Source organism: Streptomyces sp. NBC_00859 (assembly GCF_045161865.1).
Lineage (GTDB): Bacteria > Actinomycetota > Actinomycetes > Streptomycetales > Streptomycetaceae > Streptomyces.
Genome location: NZ_CP108826.1, coordinates 7676393 through 7695483 on the forward strand (window position 1 = coordinate 7676393; position 19091 = coordinate 7695483).

Annotated in this window: 21 protein-coding genes and 1 pseudogene; 9 read left to right on the forward strand and 13 right to left on the reverse strand. The window is 67.7% G+C overall.

All coding sequences use genetic code 11. The features are described 5' to 3' along the window. Nucleotides 1–44: 44 nt before the first annotated feature. Nucleotides 45–209 carry a hypothetical protein gene (locus tag OG584_RS33815; RefSeq protein ID WP_405783541.1) on the reverse strand — a complete coding sequence of 55 codons (165 nt, stop codon included), beginning with the start codon at nucleotides 207–209 and terminating at the stop codon, nucleotides 45–47. A 68-nt stretch (nucleotides 210–277) separates the two neighbouring features. Next, on the reverse strand, nucleotides 278–1207 hold the full coding sequence (locus tag OG584_RS33820; RefSeq protein ID WP_405783542.1) for a LysR family transcriptional regulator: 930 nt from the start codon (nucleotides 1205–1207) through the stop codon (nucleotides 278–280). Between the two features lie 83 nt (nucleotides 1208–1290). Between OG584_RS33820 and OG584_RS33825 the strand changes: the two genes are divergently transcribed. Both OG584_RS33825 and OG584_RS33830 read left to right on the forward strand, forming a co-directional pair. Beyond that, nucleotides 1291–2217, forward strand: a complete 927-nt coding sequence (locus OG584_RS33825) for an EamA family transporter (RefSeq protein ID WP_405783543.1) — start codon at nucleotides 1291–1293, stop codon at nucleotides 2215–2217. A 175-nt stretch (nucleotides 2218–2392) separates the two neighbouring features. After that, nucleotides 2393–2557: a hypothetical protein gene (locus OG584_RS33830; RefSeq protein WP_405783545.1), complete on the forward strand. Its 165-nt coding sequence runs from the start codon at nucleotides 2393–2395 to the stop codon at nucleotides 2555–2557. A gap of 694 nt (nucleotides 2558–3251) precedes the next feature. On the opposite strand, the gene OG584_RS33835 is transcribed toward OG584_RS33830, so the two are convergent. Further along, a complete protein-coding gene (locus tag OG584_RS33835; RefSeq protein WP_405783546.1) occupies nucleotides 3252–3641 on the reverse strand; it encodes a hypothetical protein in 390 nt (129 codons plus the stop codon). 229 nt (nucleotides 3642–3870) lie between these two features. On the opposite strand from OG584_RS33835, the gene OG584_RS33840 reads away from it, so the two are divergent. Then, nucleotides 3871–4338: a GNAT family N-acetyltransferase gene (locus OG584_RS33840; protein ID WP_405783548.1), complete on the forward strand. Its 468-nt coding sequence runs from the start codon at nucleotides 3871–3873 to the stop codon at nucleotides 4336–4338. Between the two features lie 88 nt (nucleotides 4339–4426). Here OG584_RS33840 and OG584_RS33845 read toward each other — a convergent pair whose 3' ends face one another. Continuing rightward, nucleotides 4427–5743, reverse strand: coding sequence for an MFS transporter (locus OG584_RS33845; RefSeq protein ID WP_405783549.1), 1317 nt, complete (start codon nucleotides 5741–5743; stop codon nucleotides 4427–4429). A gap of 89 nt (nucleotides 5744–5832) precedes the next feature. Here OG584_RS33845 and OG584_RS33850 point away from each other — a divergent pair, with 89 nt between their 5' ends. Further along, entirely contained in the window at nucleotides 5833–6813 is a 981-nt protein-coding gene (locus OG584_RS33850; protein WP_405783550.1) for an ArsR/SmtB family transcription factor, read from the forward strand. A 9-nt stretch (nucleotides 6814–6822) separates the two neighbouring features. Here the strand turns inward: OG584_RS33850 and OG584_RS33855 are convergent. Beyond that, nucleotides 6823–6939 (reverse strand): annotated as a pseudogene (locus tag OG584_RS33855) (IS5/IS1182 family transposase); the annotation flags it as partial. A 533-nt stretch (nucleotides 6940–7472) separates the two neighbouring features. Then, entirely contained in the window at nucleotides 7473–7706 is a 234-nt protein-coding gene (locus OG584_RS33860) for a hypothetical protein (RefSeq protein ID WP_405783551.1), read from the reverse strand. Nucleotides 7707–7779: 73 nt separating this feature from the next. On the opposite strand from OG584_RS33860, the gene OG584_RS33865 reads away from it, so the two are divergent. The 3 genes from OG584_RS33865 to OG584_RS33875 all read left to right on the forward strand — a co-directional run bounded on the left by OG584_RS33865 (nucleotide 7780) and on the right by OG584_RS33875 (nucleotide 10145). Beyond that, nucleotides 7780–8573 (forward strand): IS5 family transposase gene (locus OG584_RS33865; protein ID WP_405784426.1). Its coding sequence is split into 2 segments (ribosomal slippage): nucleotides 7780–8110 and nucleotides 8110–8573, totalling 795 coding nucleotides; the frame shifts between segments, so codons are not numbered across the junction. 249 nt (nucleotides 8574–8822) lie between these two features. Continuing rightward, nucleotides 8823–9260: a hypothetical protein gene (locus OG584_RS33870; protein WP_405783552.1), complete on the forward strand. Its 438-nt coding sequence runs from the start codon at nucleotides 8823–8825 to the stop codon at nucleotides 9258–9260. Nucleotides 9261–9857: 597 nt separating this feature from the next. After that, the gene (locus OG584_RS33875; RefSeq protein WP_405783553.1) at nucleotides 9858–10145 is read left to right on the forward strand and encodes a hypothetical protein; all 288 of its coding nucleotides are present in this window, start codon (nucleotides 9858–9860) and stop codon (nucleotides 10143–10145) included. Nucleotides 10146–10201: 56 nt separating this feature from the next. On the opposite strand, the gene OG584_RS33880 is transcribed toward OG584_RS33875, so the two are convergent. After that, nucleotides 10202–10543: a hypothetical protein gene (locus OG584_RS33880; RefSeq protein WP_405783554.1), complete on the reverse strand. Its 342-nt coding sequence runs from the start codon at nucleotides 10541–10543 to the stop codon at nucleotides 10202–10204. Between the two features lie 191 nt (nucleotides 10544–10734). Next, nucleotides 10735–11322 carry a TetR/AcrR family transcriptional regulator gene (locus OG584_RS33885; RefSeq protein ID WP_405783555.1) on the reverse strand — a complete coding sequence of 196 codons (588 nt, stop codon included), beginning with the start codon at nucleotides 11320–11322 and terminating at the stop codon, nucleotides 10735–10737. Between the two features lie 70 nt (nucleotides 11323–11392). Here OG584_RS33885 and OG584_RS33890 point away from each other — a divergent pair, with 70 nt between their 5' ends. Further along, nucleotides 11393–12286, forward strand: coding sequence for an NADP-dependent oxidoreductase (locus tag OG584_RS33890; RefSeq protein ID WP_405783557.1), 894 nt, complete (start codon nucleotides 11393–11395; stop codon nucleotides 12284–12286). A 260-nt stretch (nucleotides 12287–12546) separates the two neighbouring features. On the opposite strand, the gene OG584_RS33895 is transcribed toward OG584_RS33890, so the two are convergent. From OG584_RS33895 to OG584_RS33915, 5 genes are all read right to left on the reverse strand, one after another. After that, nucleotides 12547–13533 (reverse strand): zinc-binding alcohol dehydrogenase family protein, encoded by a 987-nt coding sequence (locus tag OG584_RS33895; RefSeq protein ID WP_405783559.1) that lies wholly within the window; start codon nucleotides 13531–13533, stop codon nucleotides 12547–12549. Between the two features lie 577 nt (nucleotides 13534–14110). Further along, entirely contained in the window at nucleotides 14111–15583 is a 1473-nt protein-coding gene (locus tag OG584_RS33900) for an MFS transporter (RefSeq protein WP_405783561.1), read from the reverse strand. 435 nt (nucleotides 15584–16018) lie between these two features. Beyond that, the gene (locus OG584_RS33905; RefSeq protein ID WP_405784428.1) at nucleotides 16019–16387 is read right to left on the reverse strand and encodes a transposase family protein; all 369 of its coding nucleotides are present in this window, start codon (nucleotides 16385–16387) and stop codon (nucleotides 16019–16021) included. Then, nucleotides 16384–16848, reverse strand: a complete 465-nt coding sequence (locus OG584_RS33910) for a hypothetical protein (protein WP_405784444.1) — start codon at nucleotides 16846–16848, stop codon at nucleotides 16384–16386. Before OG584_RS33910 ends, OG584_RS33905 begins: the two co-directional genes overlap by 4 nt. Before the next feature lie 72 nt (nucleotides 16849–16920). Further along, a complete protein-coding gene (locus OG584_RS33915) occupies nucleotides 16921–17376 on the reverse strand; it encodes a hypothetical protein (protein ID WP_405783563.1) in 456 nt (151 codons plus the stop codon). Between the two features lie 254 nt (nucleotides 17377–17630). On the opposite strand from OG584_RS33915, the gene OG584_RS33920 reads away from it, so the two are divergent. Beyond that, complete coding sequence (locus tag OG584_RS33920; RefSeq protein ID WP_405783565.1) at nucleotides 17631–18566, forward strand: alpha/beta fold hydrolase; 936 nt, start codon at nucleotides 17631–17633, stop codon at nucleotides 18564–18566. The last annotated feature ends 525 nt before the right edge of the window (nucleotides 18567–19091 follow it).

The window sequence follows — 19091 nt, forward strand, 5'->3', positions numbered from 1 at the left end:
GTCCCCGGCCCACGCGACCCGGACGGGCATAGTGCAAGGACCCCTCACACCGGGGGCCGGGGCACGGGCGTGTGTTCCCCGGGCCCGGCGGCGCCGCCCAGTGGTGTGGTGAGGGCGTGGAGGTCCTCGACGTCGTCACAGGTGAGCCGGTCCAGACTGAGATGAGGGTGGAGGAACCAGACCGCGCTGACGTGGCTGATGACGGCCATACCGACCTGAGCCGCCAGTGAAGCCGCGGATCCACGGTCGCCTCGCTCGCTCAGCGGGCCCGCGAGTGCTACTCCGTTCCGCGGCGAGTCCTCAGGGCCCGTTCCCGGTTCGCGGCCCGCTGAAGGATCAAGCCGGTGACCAGTGCGAGCGGGGGCCAGTCCACGCGGCCTCGGCGGGCGACGGCGTAGGCGCGCAGTTCGACGTCCGGCGATGTGAGCGGGCAAAGCCGCACGCCGGGGAAGGTGACCGTGCCGACGGGCAGCAGTCCCACCCCGAGCCCGGCGGCGATCATGCCCTGCACCAGGTCGAGGTTGTCGGCCTGGTGTGTGACGCGCGGTGCGAAACCGGCCATCGAGGCAAGTGTGCGGATGACCGTCTCGTCCGCGGTGTTACGGGAATTGACGATCCAGTCATGCGTACGGAAGCGGGCGAAGACCTCCAGGGCCGTCGTCCCGGGAACGGCGTCGGCGCTCGCCGGTACACCCAGGCCCCACGCGGCCGTCCACAGTGCGGTGGCGAGCACCGTTGGGTCGCCGGCCGCCGGCGCCAGGTTGTAGTCGTACGTGAGCGCGAGATCGGTGTCGTCATCGGCCAGGAGCCCCAGGGCCTCGGACGGCTCGTGTTCACGGATCAGCACGTGGACCCGCGGATGACTCACTGCGAGGTGGGTGACGACGGGCAGCAGATACGAACGGACGGCAGTGGCGAATCCGGCGACACGCAAGGTGCCGCTGGGCTCCGCGCCCGGGGCCAGGTCGTGGTGCGCCACCTCCACCGCGGCGAGAATCGTAACGGCGTGTTCGGCAAGCCGACGGCCTGCCGGAGTGAGCCGGACCCGCCGGCCGTGCGGCTCGATCAGAGCGGTGCCCATCTCGGCGGCCAAGGAGGCGATCTGCTGCGAGACCGTCGACGTGGTGGTCCCCAGTACGTCGGCCACCGCGCGCATGGACCCCAGACGCGACAGTTCCACGAGCAACTGCAGTCTTCGTGTCTCCATGATTCGATTGTCCAGGATTCCCGGACGGAATGTTAATGATCGGCACGTGGACATGAACAATGAGTGGGCCCTCTACTGAGGCCATGAGCACGTTGGAACCCCGCGCGGGCCGCCCCCGCCCGCCCGCCTCCGTGACCGGGGCACTCATGGGTGTCGCTTCCATGTCCACCATCCAGCTCGGGCTGGCTCTCTCGGTGCCCATCATCGATCAGCTCGGCGCCGTGGGAACGGCAGGGCTGCGACTTGCCTGGGCCGGCGTGCTGGTGCTCGTCCTGGTTCGTCCCCGGCCCAGTGATTTCACCAGCAGGGACCTGCTGGCATGCAGCGGCCTGGGGGCGGTAAGTGCGGGAATGATGCTGTTCTTCATGCTGGCTGTGGCGCGCCTGCCGCTCGGTACCGCGAGCGCGCTGGAGTTCCTCGGACCGCTGGCGGTATCCCTGTACGGGCCGGGTGGTGGGCGCAAACGCTGGACGGCGGCTGCCGCCGCAGGCGTCGTGCTGCTGACCGAGCCGTGGCGCGGCGGCATCGACCTCGCGGGCCTGGGTTTCGCGCTGGCCGCCGCGGTCTGCTGGGCGGCGTACATCCTCATGACACAGCGTGTCGGTGACCGGGTCACCGGTCTGAACGGACTGGCCGTCTCCATGCCCGTGGCCGGGTTCCTCGGCATCCTCGTTGCCGCGCCCTCACAACTGGGCCACGCCACCTGGCCGATCCTCCTGGCCATGCTGGGGCTGGCGGCACTGAGCCCGGTGCTGCCGTTCACCCTCGAATTCCTGGCGCTGCGCCGGCTGACCGCCTCCGCCTTCGGGACTCTCATGAGCCTGGAGCCCGCCATCGCCCTGCTCGCGGGCCTGCTGGTGCTCGGCCAGACGCCCGGTCCTGTGCCGGCCACTGGCGTCGTCATCGTCGTCATGGCAGGGATGGGGGCGACCCGCACCGGTACCCGCTCGACGGAAGCGTTCAAGAGCCGTCACGAAGGGACGACTTGCCCTGAACCCTCGGCGTTCTGAACCGGTCTCCGGTACGCAGGACGCGGGCTCGGGCGCAGGGTTCGCTGCGTACGGTGGCGTGCGGCTCAGCGGGACGAGCCCGGCCGAGCAGGACCGCCCGGCGTGCGGGAGTTGGAGCGAACAGTTCACCCGCAGAGTCCACAGCGCTGAGGAAACGTGTTCCGGTGTTGTGCAGGTGGAGATCCATCGCGGGGATGTCGGGGCGGTCTGCAAGTTGGTCAGCCTGCAACTGGTCGAGGTGGAGGGCCTGGTCAAGACCGTGGTGATCGAGATGATCGATCTTCGTTCCGGGCAGCAGCTCTTGCACCATGATCACCGCGTGGCCAACTTGGGCCACTAACTCGGTAGCTGGAGCCGGGTAGCCAGCGAGCCGTAGCTTCTCTGTGACTGCAAGCGGCCCCGCCTGTATGTCCTCGACCTGGCTGTGTGGCCGCCAGGACGGACCGGTGGCCGTCGTGCCAGCGAACGTAGGCGGCACCGACCTGTCCTCCGGGGCAGGCGCCATCGAAAGCCAACCGGACATCGGCCTGCGCATGCAGGGCCTCGAGCATCCGTGTGGCATCGAGCCGCTCGGCACGCGCCCATCTCCGGGGGAAGTACTCACCGGGTCGACTACTGCGGTGCGCGTTGAATCTGTCAGGTGATCGGGGAACCTCCACCGGGTGTCTGCGCAGCTCAGTGGGCTGTCTGGTCCGTTGCATGGAGAGCAGTGTTGTGGCTTCCCCTCCGCCGCGGGGCCGGAGGGGAAGCGGATCTCACGCCGGTCGGACCAGCAGCCGCACGCCTCCATCTCAGGAAAGGCTCCGCCGGTCCACCAGCTGCCCTCGCCGTGGCAGCGCGGGCAGCCCGGCCGGGACTGGGCGGTGATCTCGATGCGGTGCCGGTCCGCGTACAGCTTCAGGTGGGCGGCCTTGGGCATGGCGGCGGCCGTCGCCGCGGTGAGCGGGACGGCAGCGGCGAGTAGTAGGACGGCGAGCTCCCAGCTACCCGTAGCGGGCGCTCCAGGGGCTTGGACTTCCCAGAAGGCTGCGCGGTCAGCGCCGGCCGCCGCCGATGCGGCGGTCGTCGGCCAGTGCGGTAAGCGGGCCGAACTCGAGGGCAAGCTGGTTCCACGTCAGAATCTCGCCACAGCGGGCCGGGAACTCCTTCGGGTTGAACTCGGGCATGGTCCAGGTGCCAGTGCCCCGGTCCCGCAGCCACAGGTCCCCGTCACCGTCGACCACAGTCGGCGGGACCGGTACGGGCTCGGCCTGATCGGTGGGCTCCCAGGTGATCCGGCCCGGGTGGGAAACTCGGCGCAGCTCGGTGGTGGCCAGCCTCGCGGCCAAGTCACGGGTGGACTCTTCGGCGTCCTTGACCGACGCGAGTCGGAATGCGTCGTCAAGTACGGGCAGGGCTGGATTCTTGCTGCGCTTTGAACTCATACGCTGACTACCTCCGGTGGGGGGCGTCACATCCGTTATGGCACCCCGTAGAGGAACACGGTATCCGAGGCGGGAGCCGCGCCGGCTACGACCACTGTCCAGGTGGAGGCGCAGGCACACCGGACGGTGGGGCTAGTGCTCTGACCGGAAACCATCACCGGGGTGTGGTCGTCGGGCGTCGCTGGGAACTCGCGTGCGGTCGTTCGTGTGTCTGCGAACATGCGTCGCTGTGGAGATCAACAACTTTGTCGTCCGCCGAGCGGTCGACGCCGATACCGTAGCGGTGGCCGAGGTGTGGCTACGTTCCTTTACGGCGGCGCTTCCGGGTGTACGCCGAGCGCACACGGACGAGCAGGTCCGGTCCTGGTTCCGAGAGGTGGTCGTGCCTGGCCAGGAGACGTGGCTGGTGAGCGCTGAGGGCTCGGTGGTCGGGGTGATGGTGTTGGACGACGACCTGGAGCAGCTCTATCTCGATCCGGCCTGGCAGGGCCGGGGCATCGGCGGCCGCCTCGTGCACCTGGCGAAGCAACGTCGTCCAGCTGGGTTCGCGCTGTGGACGTTCCAGGTCAACGAGCTGGCACGGCGCTTCTACGAGCGGCACGGCTTCGTCGCTGTTGAACGCACCGACGGTCACCGCAACGAAGAACGTGAGCCGGACATCCGGTACGTGTGGCGATCTGAGACGCAGGAGCCCTGAGGAGACTCAAGCCACCTGAGTGACCGGTCGTCCGCCCCAGCGGATGCCCTTCTCGCTGCGGATCCGGGCACGTTCGCTTCGTTGGCGGTTACTGCGCAGGAGAACTACACGGATGCTGTTCTGTGCCGTTCTCTGATCCCGTTGAGTAGTTCGGGACGGGGACCGGGGAGGTAGGCCGGTGCCAGGTAAGAATCCAGCTGGCGGTAAGCGCCGCGGCGCCGCCTGCCAGGGCGATTGCGCCGCCTGTTCCGATGCCTGCGGCCACCAACCCGAAGCAGGCCGGCCCGACGCCCTGCAGCGTCATGCCGCCGGAGCCGAGCAAACCGAAGGCATGGCCCTGACCATCCTGCGGCAGGGCCTCCAGGAACGGCCGTTGCAAGCCGAGACCATAGGCGAATCCGAAACCGCAGAGCAGCAGCAAACAGGACGAGACGCCCACTCCGGGCTCGGCGGCGAAGCCGACCAGCGGCAGTCCCATCAGCGCGATCAACGGGACCACCAGTCGCTCGCGGGTGGGCGGCCGTAGGAGTCGGCCCACCAGCAGGTCACCGACCAGCATCCCGACCGGCAGACAGCCCATCAGCACCGCGTACCAGCCGGGCGCGAAGTGGCGTCCTCCCGCGTAGGCGACGATCAGGCCCTCCGCGCCCGCCACGAACGCGGACGGTAGCCACTGGGCCAGCATCAGCCGTCGCACCGTGCGCCCGCGCAGCAGCAGGCCGGCCCCGTGCAGGCTTGCCCGGACGGCCCCGCCATCGCCCCGAGCGCTGCCGGGTGGGCCGCCGACCTCTCCCGGCTGCAGCCGGGGCAGCCGGATACGGATAGCGAGCGCGCAGCCGAGGTAGAGCGCGGCGCTCACCGCGAGCGCCCGGTGCGGGCCGAGTGCCGCCACGGCCGCACCCCCCAGCGCCAGACCGAACAATTGCGCGCCGGAGGCAGCGATGTTGTTCAGTGAACGGCCCAGTACATAGGCGTCGCCCTGCAGCCACTGCGCGACCAGCCGGCTCGATGCGCCGCTGAACACCGGTGTGGCGAGGGCGACCAGCGCCACGACACCGAGGCTCGCCGCGATCGGCATCCGCACCAGGGCGAGCAGCAGGGCGGCGGCGCACTCCAACGCGTAGCCGCCGACGATGAGCGCGCGGGGCGGCAGTCGGTCGGCCAGCGAGCCCAGCAGCAGCGAGCCGAACAACTGCAGGAGAAAGCCGATGCCGAAGGCCACCGCACTCAACAGCGCGGAGCCGGTGGACGCGAAGACCAGCACCGAGAACGTGGTGATCCGCAGCGAGTCCGCGGTGATCGCGACGGTGCGGGTCGAGAAGAGCAGCCGGAAACGCGGCTCTGCCAGCACCTCCCTGTAGGTGGCATGGTGGTTGCCCTGCACGGGTTCGGCGGTTGGGGTCATGACGAGCAGCCTCGCCGTGCGCCCACGCCGCTCACCAATGATTCGTCGCTGGACGAATCGGATCAGGCGTCCCGCGGTAGCATGGCCGGGTGCTCCGCTTCGAAGTCTCCGTCGAGGACCTGCTGCGCAGCCGCTTCGCACTGTCGCCCGCGATGGACCTCGTCCTACTGCTGCGCTCGCTCGCCGGCCAAGAGCGGCCGCTGCCACGAGCCTGGGCCGCCCGGCTCCGGCCGGTCTTTGAACGGCTGCGCCGCGAGACCGAACTGGACGCCGTCCTCGCCCTGCAGACCCCGCAAGGCGGACCGAACTTCGTCGCCCCGCCCCCGCGCGGCCTCAACCAGACCTGGGTGGACGACCTGGCCATGATCCGGGCCACACCGCTGGACGCGGCCCGCCAGGAATTCGCCACCACCGTGACCGGCCCGGTCGCCCGTGATCCCCGCGTACGCGAAGTGCTGGACTCGGCGGATGCCGTCTCCAGGATCGCCGAGGCGATGGACCAGGCGTGGCACGAGCTGCTCGCCCCGGACTGGCCGCAACTGCGCGCGATCTGTGAGCGCGATGTCGTGCACCGGGTGGGGGTGATCGGCGAACACGGCTGGGCCACGACCATCGAGAGCCTGCACCCGAGCATCGCCTGGCGCGCCGGCCGTATTGAGCTCGGCTTCTTCCCTGAAAGCGGAACGGTCCGCCTCGCCGGCGACGGGCTCCTGCTGATCCCTTCGGTCTTCGTCGGGCATATCGCCGCCCAGCTGGAAGACCCCTGGCCCAGGACCTTGGTCTACCGTGCCCGCGGCACCGCCGCCCTGTGGGACGAACAGGAGACCGTCCCCCAACCGGACGCGCTGACTGCTCTGGTCGGCCGGGCCCGAGCCCGGCTGCTGGTGGCGCTGGACGCCCCGGCCAGTACCAGCCACCTCGCCCGAAGCCTCGCCATGGCACCCGGCGCGGTAGGAGACCACCTCGCCATCCTGCGAGGCGCGGGGCTGCTCGTCCGCGCCCGGTCCGGACGGTCGGTGCTCTACCGGCGCACCCCGCTCGGCGAGGCACTGGTCGCCGGTTCGGGCTGAGGGCTCGGATCAGCACTGTTTTCTGGGGCGCCGCCAGCAGATGATTGCGCAGCCGAGGGTGAGAAAGGCCTGGTGGATGTCGGCGCGGATGTCCCAGCGGATACGCAGCCGACGCAACCAGCGTAGAAGCGCGAAGGCCGCGTGGACCATGATCAATCTCACCGATAGCCGCTGTACCGATGTACCAAGAGAACCAACCCCGTCAACTCCTGCGCCTCGGCCTTCAAGTCCTCCCGGCAAGGATGCAGGCAGCCCAGAGCTGGCGGATGGTGACGCCTCGGGTCCAGTCGCCGCCAACGAGTTAGACGGCTTCCACGCGGCACGCGCCGGGGTGCGCATCCCACGGCGGCCCTTGACGGTGACGGCATACGCGTCGGCCCCAACAAGCTGCGTGACGTCCTGGACCGAACAGCTCTCAGCTGCATCCACCAGGGCGGGAGCGAAGCCGAACAACTCACCCGGATGCAAGGCATCGTCCACTCCAAGATCAAGGTCCTCGCCACGGAGGACCGCCCGGTCTTTGACCGCGCGGTGAAATCGATGTGCGTCACCTCGTTCAACAAGTCTGCAGGGAACTGCGCATCGCCACTCTCACTGGGCCCGGTGCACCAGAGCAGGGCGAAGCCGCCGAATCCGGCCCTACGTGCGGAACCGGGGCGTCAGGGTCTTCGACGGGCGTTGTTGCGGGCCTCGGCCCTCGATGCGGCGTGTCCGACGACGAGAACGTCGTGGCGAAGGTCCTGGTTGGAGAAGACGGCGAGCTGACGGAAAAAACAGCCCAGCAGCTCGTGCTGGAAGATCTCGGCGGCATCATGGAAGTCCTCCCGCCCCTTGCCGAGCGAGATTTCATGGAGGCCGACCGTCCCGACCAGGTGGCCAAGGAGTCCGCCCAAGGAGCGCAGACGGTGTCCTATGTCGTGAGGCTGGGTAGTACTGTCCAACCTGGTTCAGGGGAAGTGGAGTTGAATTGTTCCGGACGGGCTGTGGGAGATAGCGAGGCATCTCATCCCTCCGTCGAGGGTGCGGCCGCAGGGCGGCGGGACGCAGGCCACGCCTGATGAGACATTGTTCGCGGCGATCATCTATGTGCTGGTCAGCGGGTGTTCCTGGCGGGCGCTGCCGCCGTGTTTCGGGGTGTCGAAGTCGACGGTGCACCGCTGCTTCATGATCTGGTCGAGAGCCGGCGTCTGGGGCCAGTTCCATGAAGCGGTGGTGCATCGCCTCGATGATGCCGGCCTCATCGACGTCTGCCGTGTGGTGCTCGACTCCGCGCACGTGCGGGCAAAAAAAGGGGCGCCCACACAGGCCCGAGCCCCGTGGACCGGGGCAAGCCGGGTTCCAAGATGCACATCCTGTCGGACGCGAACGGACTGCCCCTGGTCGTCGGTATCTTCGCCGCCAACGTCCACGACAGCCTCGCACTGAAGCCCGTGGTCGTTGGTCACCAAACGAGACACGACCCCCACCGCGGCCGCTACATCAAGCCCCTGCGACTGCATGCCGACAAAGCCTACGACGTGCCCCACCTGCGGAAATGGTTATGGGGCAAGCACATCGGAGTCCGCATCGCACGCAAAGGCATCGAACCCAGCGAATGGTTAGGGCGCCGAAGGTGGGTGATCGAGCGAACGATGTCATGGCTGTCCGGCTACCACTGCCTCAGCCCCCGCTACGAACGCCAACCCTCCAGCTACATGGCCTTCCTCGGCCTCGCTGCAGCCCTCTGCTGCTACAAACGACTCGTACGACTCACCACGTAGGACACCGTCAAAGGAGCGGTTTCTTTGCGAAGACGGGGCGTGGGTTCTGCCCCCGCAACGGCCTATCAACGCTCGGCCGAAAGGGAGCACGGGTCGGCCGGCCTGCGGCACAACTGTTGGGATTCTCAAGAAAGGCATTCAGTCATGGATTCAAGATACGAAATTAGAAACTATCCACCACAGCACTGGCCTCGTTCGCCAGCCCCGCGGCATCGTTTGCACCCGATTGCGATAACACTCTTCTGCATAGTGGCGTTTCTAGGCATCGTTGCGACGGGGATCTTCCTGATCGACTATCTGTTCGTGGGATCATCGGTGCAGCTGACAGCCATAAATAGGAATCAAGTCCTCGGTTCCTGGGTTGGCGACAAGGGCGAGCGCATCACATTCCATGAATCGGGAGAATTCTCATCCTCCGGCGTCGCCGTCAAGGAATTCGATGCGGATTGCCATTCCGACCCTGCCCCATTGGGTTGGAAGATATATAAATTTCCATCGACGACCTCCACTGACAAATCAATGAATAAGGGAACTGCCATTGAGCTCCGATACGCCAACTGCACAATCGATGTCATGAGCGTAAAGAACGACAGTGTTCCCAAAATTTGCATCGCGAATGACGACTCCCAATGTCAAAATGGAATTTACTTCAGGAGGACAGCGGCGGGTGGGCTGAACGCCGGCTGAGGTGATCCTCCCGACATGCCTGGCGGCTCGCTCATTGCCGTGCCTCTCACACAGCAGGTGCGAGCCCAGGTGTCGGCGCCGGCGGCGGGTCCCGCGTTGCTGCTGGTGCCGTAGGCGTCCAACCTTCTGGCGTACGGGGTGTTCCGCCGCGAAGATGTCTCTACAGGGCCCGCGCCGAGGTGAGGCGGAGCCGAGCGCTGGGCGCAACGGTTCCGATGTGTTCTTTTCTCGGTGTGGAGAGCTGGCATGGGCCAGGAGTCGAGCGACAGGCGCAGGTTCGCAGCCGTTGTCCACGTTGTCCGGGCCGGCTGCGCGGGGCTTCACAGTTCGGGTATTTGCCAGTCACCACGTGGCCGGGGCAGGCATGGTCGGAGTGGGGCCGTTCGGGTCGGCGCAGCTCGTCCCGGGGTGCCCAGAGGGGGCAGACTGAGTAGAAGCTCTCGGTTGCGGGTCCGTTTACATCGGGTGGGAAGAGGCGGGTGGGTTCATGTGGCAGACCGAGGAGTTCGGGACTTCGCATGAAGGCAGGCCGGGGGTGCTCCTGGAGGACGGAGCGAGCCGAAGCCGGTGATCTTCGATACCGGCAGCGGGCCAAGCGTGCATCAGAGCAGCGGCTGGTGGGTCTACGACGCCACACTGGGTGCGCCGCGGGCCACGGATCTGCGGGGCGCGTGCTCGGGTCGCTGGCGCGGCGCCGGCCGGTACCCGATCGACTGGGCGAGCGTGGACCGCAGATACCCCTATCGCTTTGACACCACCGGCCCGGAAGGCGACTGGGGCCAGCACATGACGAAAGTCAGGTCCCGCGCGGCCTCGTTGCCCGACGACCTTGCAGCGCTCCTCGACCATGTGGGGGAGCGCCGGTTCGCTGGGGCAGCAGATTGATCACTTCTTGGTTGGTCGCTGTGCTTGATCTGCGGCGCGGCGGCGTTCTGGAGGAGTTAACTCTCCAGAGATTCGAAGAAACTCACCAAGTCACGGGTGCCGGGTCCGGCTGGCTGGCGGCCTTCCTTGAAGTCCCGGAAGGCCCGCAGAGTCAGGGTGAGGTTGCGGCCCTGTTCTGACTCGCCGAACTGCATGCCAGCCGTGCGCTCGAACTCGGTCATGGATTCGTCCACGATGCTGAGTTGCACGTCTACCGGCCCACTCGTGGGAACAAACCGGTTGAAGTGCTCCTCGGAAAGGCACGCCGGGTACTCGGACTTCGACGCCATCCAGCTCGGCCCGATAGCCAGTACGAACTCCTCGTGTTCCCCCGCAACGCTCGCTTCGCCCTGCTTCATGTCCTGTTCCCTGGGTGGGGTGACATATAGCGCTGATGCGGACAAGGAGCACGGCGGCTGCTGGCGCTGGGCGCTCCTCGCCGTGTGGCCCCTGCTCTGAAACAGATGATGCCGTTCCGTGCCTTCGCCGGGTCGGGGCCGTTGTCCTGGGCGAACCCGGGGACTCGGGTGCGCCGGCGGAACCCAGACCCTCAGGCACGTCGAGAAGGGCGGGAGACCTCCCAGGCCGCCTCGATCATCCGGAAGACCTCCTCGACGGCGGCCGCCGGATCGGACGCCTCGCGGGCCAGTGAATAGGCGTCGATCACGAACCTCGCGATCGACCGGCAGGCCACTGTGGTCGGCGGCAGGCCTAGATCAGCGGCGATGGCCGCTGCCAGCGAATCTGCGTGGCGCAGTCGCATCGACTCCTCGTACTCCCGCAGGGCAGGCGACTTTTCGATCATGCGCCAGATCGGGGCGGCGCTGTCCGCCGTGCAGTGCTCCACCAGAGCCTGGATCTCGCGGCGCAACGCAGGGATGAGCGGCTCTTGCGGCGCCCGGCCCGTGACCGCCTGCCTGATGCGTTGCTCGAAGTCCCCGTCCTGCTCGAACACCAGGGCCTCTTTCGAGGCGAAGTGGGAGAAGAGCGTGGTGACGGCCACGTCCGCCTCAGCGGCGACGTCGCGGATGCCCACCCCGTCGTACCCGCGTTCCAGGAAGAGCCGTAGTGCGGTGTCAGCGATCTTCTGGCGGGTCGCGGCCTTCTTGCGCTCGCGGCGTCCGGGCGGCACGGTCATGTGCTGACACTATCAGCCACGAAAGAACAACCGTTTCAAAATCATAACCGTTAGTGTTATGGTCCCTCACATGAAGAGAGTGAGCTTCGCCGAATTCGGCGGTCCGGACGTCCTGCAACTCACGGACGCCGAGGAGCCCCACGCGGGCCCCGGCCAGATACGCATCGCAGTGCGGGCGGCAGGCGTGAACCCCGTCGACTGGAGGATCCGTGAAGGCCAGGTGTTGGGGGCCCATCCGATCGAGTTGCCCACCGGGGTCGGTTTGGACGCCTCCGGTGTGGTGGACGAGGTCGGCGAGGGCGTGAGGGGGATCGAAGTCGGCGACCAGGTGTTCGGCGAAGGTTCGAGCACCTATGCCGAGTTCGCCGTGCTGTCGGCCTGGGCCCGTATACCCGAGGGCCTGACGTTCGAAGAGGCGGCCGGGTACCCCTCCGTGGTGGAGACCGCGCTGCGCGTGATTCGCGAGGTCGGCGTGCAGCCCGGCCAGACGCTGCTTGCCAGCGGTGCGTCCGGGGGAGTCGGATCGGCGGTGCTGCAGATCGCCCGCGACCGCGGCATCGCAGTGATCGGTACGGCCGGGGCCGCCAACCAGGACTATCTGCGTAGCCTGGGCGCCATCGCCACGACGTACGGCGAAGGTTGGGTCGAGCGGGTACGGCAGCTCGGACCCATCGATGCGGCTCTCGATCTGGCCGGTTCGGGCGTGATCCGCGAGCTCGTCGAGCTGACGGGGGATCCGCAGAAGGTGATCTCCATCGCCGATCTCGCTGCGCCGGAGTTCGGTGTCCGGTTCTCCGGTGTGGCCGGGAGCGTGCCGGATGCGCTCGTCGAGGCCGCCGGCCTCATCTCGCGGGGGAAGCTCCGTATCCCGGTCGAGAAGTCGTACCCGCTCGCCGAGGCCGCGATGGCGCACATCGACAGTCAGGCCGGTCACACGCGCGGGCGCCGGGTGCTGCTCGTCTGAGTCCAGCCACGGAGATCACGGCCTGAGTGCGACACCATGGCCGACGCAGGCTCGGGGCAGGGCTGGGCCCGTAACGCAGAGCCGCTCTGTGAACCGGTCGCTGTTCCGGTGCGGACGGCTCTGCGGGCGGAGTCAGCCGGGCTGCCCCGCTCGTTGTGCTCACCGCTACGGGCCGGGACCGTTCTCCTGGCGCTCGCGGCATTGCGCCTGCGGAGAGCGTCGCAGAGCAGAGGCCGGGGGGAGCAGGGTCAGGCCGTTGCTCACGATGCTGCGACCTCGAGCACGAGCTTGCCTGTGGTCGTGCCCGACTCGATGAGGCGGTGGGCTTCGACTGCCTGCTCCAGCGGCAGGGTTTCGACCTGTACCCGCAGATCTCCTGTTGAGGCGGCGAGCACCGCACGGTGCAGCGCCTGGCCCGCCTCCTCGGGGAAGGCGGCGGTAAAGGCGGCCAGGTTGAAGCCGGAGACGGTCTTGTTCGTGAACCACAGTTCGTTGGCCGGAATGCCGATGTCCTCAGCGCCCGAGGCGTTACCCATCACCACCAGACGCCCCATCGGGGCCAGCCGCTCAAGGCTGGCGTGCCGGGTGGGCCCGCCCACCATGTCGACCACGACGTCGAACTCACCGGCGTCGGCGATCTCATCGCGCAGGAATACCTCGTCGTAACCGAAACGCTTCGCGGCATCGATCTTGGCCTCGCTGCCGACACTTCCGACCACACGGCCCGCGCCGAGCAGGCGAGCGACCTGGCCGAGCTGGCTGCCGACGCCACCGGCCGCGGCATGGACCAGAACGCTCTCTCCGCGCGTGATCCGGGCCACCCGGTCAAGCACCAGAAACGCGGTCGTGCTGTTGGACGGCAGCGCCGCGGCGACGCTCATGGTGATACCGAGACCGTCCAGCGGTGCGACCAGGTGCGCCGAGGTGACTACCACCTCGGCGTACCCACCACTGTCGACGATCGTCAGCGCAGCCACCGGCTGTCCGACGCTCAGGCCCTCGACGCCCTTGCCGACGGCTCGGACCCGCCCTGCAACCTCGATGCCGGGCACGAAGGGCAGCGGCACGTCCACCACGCCGCGCCGGTAGAGGACTTCGGCGAAGTTGGCGCCCGCATAAGCCACATCGATGGCGACCTGGCCCGGCCCGGGAGTGGGGGCCGGCACGGTGGCGAGGCGCAGTACCTCGGCTTCGCCGAACTCGGGGATGGTCACTGCCTTCATCGGGGTGTTGCTGTCGTTGCTCATGCCCCCATACTCCGTGCGCCGACAACCAACGGCCAGTGTCCCCTCATCCTGGGTCTGGCACCACCAGGCTGTGCGGCATCGGTTTCTCCCCACTGGGCAGGGCGACTTGGGAGACCTGAGGCCCGGACAACGCCGAACCGGTGCTGACTCTGAGGGCAGGGTTTCCGGGACGGCCGACGTGGTGGTCCGTTCCCTGGACTTCGCCGCCGATCCGTACGGGCACGCTCTGGACACCTTGCCTGCGCCGAAGGTGACTGCACTCCTTGGAACCGAGATCCTGGATACGCCCGGACGGTCCGACCGAGGCCCACGTGGTGACCAGCGCCGGCTGAAGCGCCATCGGCTCGGCGGCGATGACGGATTCTCCGGGAGTGAGCAGACGGCCCCTGTCCTCGAAGCCGCGCATGCCGCGGTTGGCCGCTTTGTCGCCGCCTGATCTCCAGTATCGAGAGGTGGCCGGAAGAGCCGGGGCCGGCGACCCGACGTCCTTCGGGGCACGGGGTGAGGAGGCGATCAACCGATCACCTCTGTATCCCTCGGGCGTTCCGGCAGAACGGCCGGCGCGAGACACCTGCGGTCAGGTCCGCCGCCGCTCGGGAGGTGTGTCCGTAGTGACGTGCTCCAGCGGAGGCGCGGTCAGCCCGCAGCTCATGCGGTGCTCGGACTCCGCACGTACAGGCGCCGGACCCGAAGGAGCCGGCCTCCGGACGGTGAGGAAGGCGATGAAGGCGCCCACGATCAGGACACCCGCGCAGATCGGCATGGCCTTGTTGAACGACCGGTCGAAGGCGGTCGCCGAGTGGTACGCCTCTGGGCCCATCCCGGTGAGGAACGGCAGAGCGGCGACCGCGATCAGGCCGGCTGCCCGAGCCGCCGCGTTGTTCACGCCGCTTGCGAGGCCCGCCCGTGCGGTCTCCACGGAGGAGAGCACCGTCGACGTCAGCGGGGCGATGAGGGTGACCAAGCCCGCGCCGAGCACCAACAGTGCGGGGAGCACATCCGTGGGATAGGAAGCATGCCTGCCGACCCTCAGCATCAGAAGCAAGCCCCCTGCGCACAGTAGGGGCCCCACGGTCAGGGGGGCCCGCGGCCCGATCCTGTCCGCGAGCTGTCCGGACCGCGCGGAGAACAGCAGCAGGAGAACCGTCGTCGGCAGCAGCGCTGTGCCGGCCGCCAACGGTGAGTAGCCCGCCACCACCTGAAGTTGCAGTGTGCCGAGGAAGAAGAAGCCGCCCAGAGCGGCGTACACGCAGAGGGTCACGATGTTGACCATGGAGAACAGGCGCGAGGAGAAGATCGACAGCGGCAGCATCGGGTCGCTTCGCCGCTTCTCCACCAGCACGAACGACACCGCGCCCGCGACGCCGAGCGCCCCGGCCCAGGGGTTCTGCGCGATGAGCGAATAGGCCAGGAGTGCCAGCGCGAACGCGCAGAGCAGGGCTCCGCCCATGTCGAACCTGCCATGGTGGCGTGGGTCCCGCGTCTCCGGTACGTGTCGCAGCGCGACCGGTACGCACAGCGCCGCGAGCGGAAGATTGATCAGGAACACCCAGCGCCAGCCTGGTCCATCGACGAGCCAGCCGCCGACGAACGGGCCGATCGCCGATCCGATACCGCCGAGGCCCGACCACATGCCGACGGCCCTGGAGCGGTCGTCGGGGTGAAAGCCGGCCTGGATGATGGCGAGGGAGCCCGGCGTCAGCAGCGCGCCGCCGATGCCCTGCAGGGCACGCGCGAAGATGAGCACTCCCGTACTGGGTGCGAGGCCGCACAGCAGCGAGCCGAACGCGAACCAGACCACCCCGATGACGAACACCCTGCGGCGTCCGTACCGGTCGCCGAGGGAGCCACCCAGGAGAATCAGTCCGGCGAGCGTGACGGTGTAGGCGTTGGTGATCCACTGCAAAGAGCTCAGCTCGGCGTGCAGGTCATCACCGATGCGCGGCAACGCGACGTTGACGACGGTGGAGTCCAGCAGCGCCATACTGGAACCGAGCACGGTCGTGAGGATGACCCAGCGGCCGCGGGCCGTGGACAGACGGATATCCATATCCGGATCATCCCCGTCCCCAGCGGGAGCGACGAGACGATCAGCACCATGTCGGCCGCCGCTCACCCCCCTCGCCCATCGTCTGCCACGACCAGCCCAGTCGGCAGGGGGTGAGGCTGGTCCCAGTTGCGGCGATGTGGACGCGGGCGCGGCCTCCAGCGCCCCATCACAGCGGGGGAACCGCATCGCCGCAGTGACCCGGTCACCGTCGATGGAGGAGCGAGATGTGAGAGCCCGTGGGCCACGCGTCGAGCACTCCCGGCCGCTTCCGCCCAGCGACGTTCGCCGAGGCGGTACCGGCGAACACCACGCGTGATCCCGATGGGTGCCCGTGAACCTCCGCCAACTTGAAGTCGCAGGTCAACATGCTGGTGTGATTGGTCCTCGGGGGCCTCATGCTGGTCGTGGGCGGAAGTCCACGGCGAAGATCATCCGTCAGCGGTCGACTTCGAGGTTCGTCAAGACGAGCAGGGCTCGCAGGAGCTGGGTGGCGCGGGCGGGGTCGGCGCGGAGCTTGGTGAGGATCCGCCAGTTCTTGAGGTGGGCGAAGCCGTGCTCGACCGGCGCGCGTCCGACGGCGAGGACGCGGTTGGCTTCCTTCTCGCCTGGGGTGAGTTTGTGTGTGCGGCTGGCGGCGTAGCCGGTGACGATCACTGGGTCGAGGATGTCGTTGTCCAGGCCGCGGAAGCCGAGGTCGGCCAGCGCTCCGAGGCCAGCGGCGCGCAGGTGGGTCAGGATGTGGTCTTGGTGGGCGGCGGTGTTGTCGTGGGTGCGGCCGGGCCGGGCGGCGGATATCCAGATCAGGCGCCGTTCTCGTCGGTCAGGGCGAGGAAGTGCAGGCCATGAGTTCGGTGCTTGCCGGAGTAGTTCCGTCGATCGGCCTTGCCGGTGCGGCGTCTGGTGCGGATGAGGGTGCCGTCGATCAGGACCACCTCCCCGCCCTGCTTGGCGACCTTCTTCAGGGCGCGGTCCAGGCGCGGCGCCTGGGTAGGAAGCCCGATCAGCTCGTCTCGCCAGCGGCGGACGGTGGACTCGGACACGCCGTTTCCGCCGGCCATGTCGGCCAGGCGCTGGTCGTGACGCAGCACGGCCAGGACGATCACCGCGATCTTCCCGGGCGGCAGGATCCGCCAGCGTGACCGTATCGTCTTCAGATGGCGGCGCAGCAGGTCGGCGAGGTGGTTGACGGTGCGCGTGGACAGTGGCAGGCGGCACTGGTAGGCAAGCGGGAAGGTGCCCTCGGGGTGCCCTTTGGTTTTCGTCACACAATGCCAACGGCCTCCTGGGCCATTGCGGTTACGGCCTTGTGTCCTCCGTACGCGTCATGCCGGAGGATGTCACAGGCGGGTGGTGAACCGGCCGTCGGGTTGTTTTCGCAGCCAGCTGCGGTCGGTGAGCCTGATCAGTTTCCCGCGCAGTGGTTCCAACTTGGATTTCACGCTGACGGCCACCCCCAGTGTCTCGCCCACTTGCCGGGCTGTGACCGGTCCGCCGGCCTGGCGCACGATGCTGAGGATGCGCTGGTAATCCGGCGGGAGCATGGCCTCCTGAATTTCCGGGCCGCGGTGCGGGACGAGCATCACCGTCCGGCCGGCCACATGGCCTGGCGCCGGGGAGACCGAAGCGCGCTCGCCTGCGATCTCTTCACTCACCCGCTCAAGGACTCTTTCGGCTTCGGAGAGTTCATCCCGCTCGGATCGCACCGCGGCCAGCTGCTTGGTCAGCTGTGCTTTGAGGTCGTCCAGCTCTGCGCGTCGCGCGGTTATCCGTTCCAGCACCTTGGAATCCAACATGCACCGGATCGTAGATAGCCATCCGGCCCCAGCAAGTAGGAATCGGTTGTACGGCCGCGCGCAGCCAAGCGGACACCTGGCAGGCTTCATCGGTGAGCAGACACGGGTCGGCGAAGGACCAGGGGGGTAACCCCACCACGGTCGGTGGTCTCAACAGCACCATCAACAGACGTGCCAGCCGGATTCTGTGGGCAGCCAGGTTCCCGAATGGTTGGACAGGTACCACAGCGCCTCAAGCCGTCGAAGGATCACTCGTGTCCCGCACCCCCCGTATGAGCCGTTCCACGTCCCGTGTTCTGTCCTCCCTCGCCTTGCTGGCTCTGGGGGCCGGTGGCATCACTGCCTGCAGCGACAACGATTCCGCCTCCAGCCCCACGGCCTCGTCGTCCGCCACCTCGTCCGCCTCCCCGGGATCCGCCAAGGCGGCCGAAACGAAGCTGCACATGGTCGACAACGGGGGGCACCGTGTGGCCTTCTACGTCACGCAGGGCAACGGCTCCACCATCGTCCTGGACTCGGGTGGCGGGGAGTACTCCACGCAGTGGAAGGACATCGTCCCCAAGCTTCACGCGGCCACCGGTGCCACCGTCATCACGTATGACCGGGCCGGTCTCGGCAAGAGCGACGTGGTGCCCGGCGCGTGGAAGGTGCAGAGCGCCGTCAGCGACCTCAAGGCGGGACTCAAGCAACTGGGCATCGCCAAGGACGTGACCTTGGTATCTCACTCCCAGGCCGGGGAGATCGCGAACTACCTCGCCCAGGACAACCCGGAGATGCTCTCCGGCGCGGTCCTGGTCGACGCCAATCTCCCGCAGTTCTTCACGGACGAGGAGATTCCCCGTCTCGTGGCCGGGACTCAGCCGGACGTCGATGCGGCGAAGAAGGACCCCGAGAAGCCGGAGAACCGCCAGCTGATCTCCACAGCAGAGGGCTTCGCCGCAGCGCACAAGGCATTCCACAAGGTGACGTGGCCGGCTTCGGTGCCGGCAACGGTCATGGTTTCGGATAAGACTCCGTTCGCCGGGTCTCCTGAAGACGCCCAGCGCTGGCGCGATGCAGCCGCCTCGTTCGCCCGGCATGCGCCGAACCGGACGCTCGTCACTGCCAAGGGCACTTCCCATGAGCTGCCGACGGACCGTCCCGACCTCGTACTCAAGGAGATCGAAGCGATGTTCGCCGCTCAACACTGATCTCTGGGACGCGATGTCCCCACCGGTCCGCAGTGGTCTCCTCTGCGAACAGGGAGCAAAGCGCCTCATGAAGCTGCTGGTCATAGTTTGGTGCTGCGGGGATTCAAGATGCGCAAACTGTGGTCGCGCCCGCATAGCTCCGGTCAAGCCCGTCGGTCGGCGAGCGGCGGCCACCTCTCGCCAGTCCTGATGGACCTGAAGTGAATCGCTGGCAGATGATCTACACGATAGACAGCCGCCCACGATCAGCATGAGTGCCCCGGAAGGCTGTCACGCCAGCCCTTTGACCAGCGGATTCAAGTTGGCTGAAGCTCCGTGATGTCCATCGGTATCACCGGACCCGGGGACGGCATCTCCAGCTCCGCCGCCCACATCAAATGCACCGCCGTCACCCAGGTCCCGAGGTTGGGTATACCTGGCCGAGCTGGCTGAACCACCGCCCTGCCTGACCGCCTGTACACATCTTCCAACGCAGCACGGAGCTGATTCGTTCCTGTGCTCCATGTGGCCTTTCCCGTGTGCGCC

Bases quoted from the DNA above. Each gene is read 5' to 3' on its own strand.
- OG584_RS33815 (WP_405783541.1), bottom strand. From the start codon at position 209: ATGGCCGTCATCAGCCACGTCAGCGCGGTCTGGTTCCTCCACCCTCAT.
- OG584_RS33820 (WP_405783542.1), bottom strand. From the start codon at position 1,207: ATGGAGACACGAAGACTGCAGTTGCTCGTGGAACTGTCGCGTCTGGGG.
- OG584_RS33825 (WP_405783543.1), top strand. From the start codon at position 1,291: ATGAGCACGTTGGAACCCCGCGCGGGCCGCCCCCGCCCGCCCGCCTCC.
- OG584_RS33835 (WP_405783546.1), bottom strand. From the start codon at position 3,641: ATGAGTTCAAAGCGCAGCAAGAATCCAGCCCTGCCCGTACTTGACGAC.
- OG584_RS33845 (WP_405783549.1), bottom strand. From the start codon at position 5,743: ATGACCCCAACCGCCGAACCCGTGCAGGGCAACCACCATGCCACCTAC.
- OG584_RS33880 (WP_405783554.1), bottom strand. From the start codon at position 10,543: ATGAAGCAGGGCGAAGCGAGCGTTGCGGGGGAACACGAGGAGTTCGTA.
- OG584_RS33885 (WP_405783555.1), bottom strand. From the start codon at position 11,322: ATGACCGTGCCGCCCGGACGCCGCGAGCGCAAGAAGGCCGCGACCCGC.
- OG584_RS33890 (WP_405783557.1), top strand. From the start codon at position 11,393: ATGAAGAGAGTGAGCTTCGCCGAATTCGGCGGTCCGGACGTCCTGCAA.
- OG584_RS33895 (WP_405783559.1), bottom strand. From the start codon at position 13,533: ATGAGCAACGACAGCAACACCCCGATGAAGGCAGTGACCATCCCCGAG.
- OG584_RS33900 (WP_405783561.1), bottom strand. From the start codon at position 15,583: ATGGATATCCGTCTGTCCACGGCCCGCGGCCGCTGGGTCATCCTCACG.
- OG584_RS33915 (WP_405783563.1), bottom strand. From the start codon at position 17,376: ATGTTGGATTCCAAGGTGCTGGAACGGATAACCGCGCGACGCGCAGAG.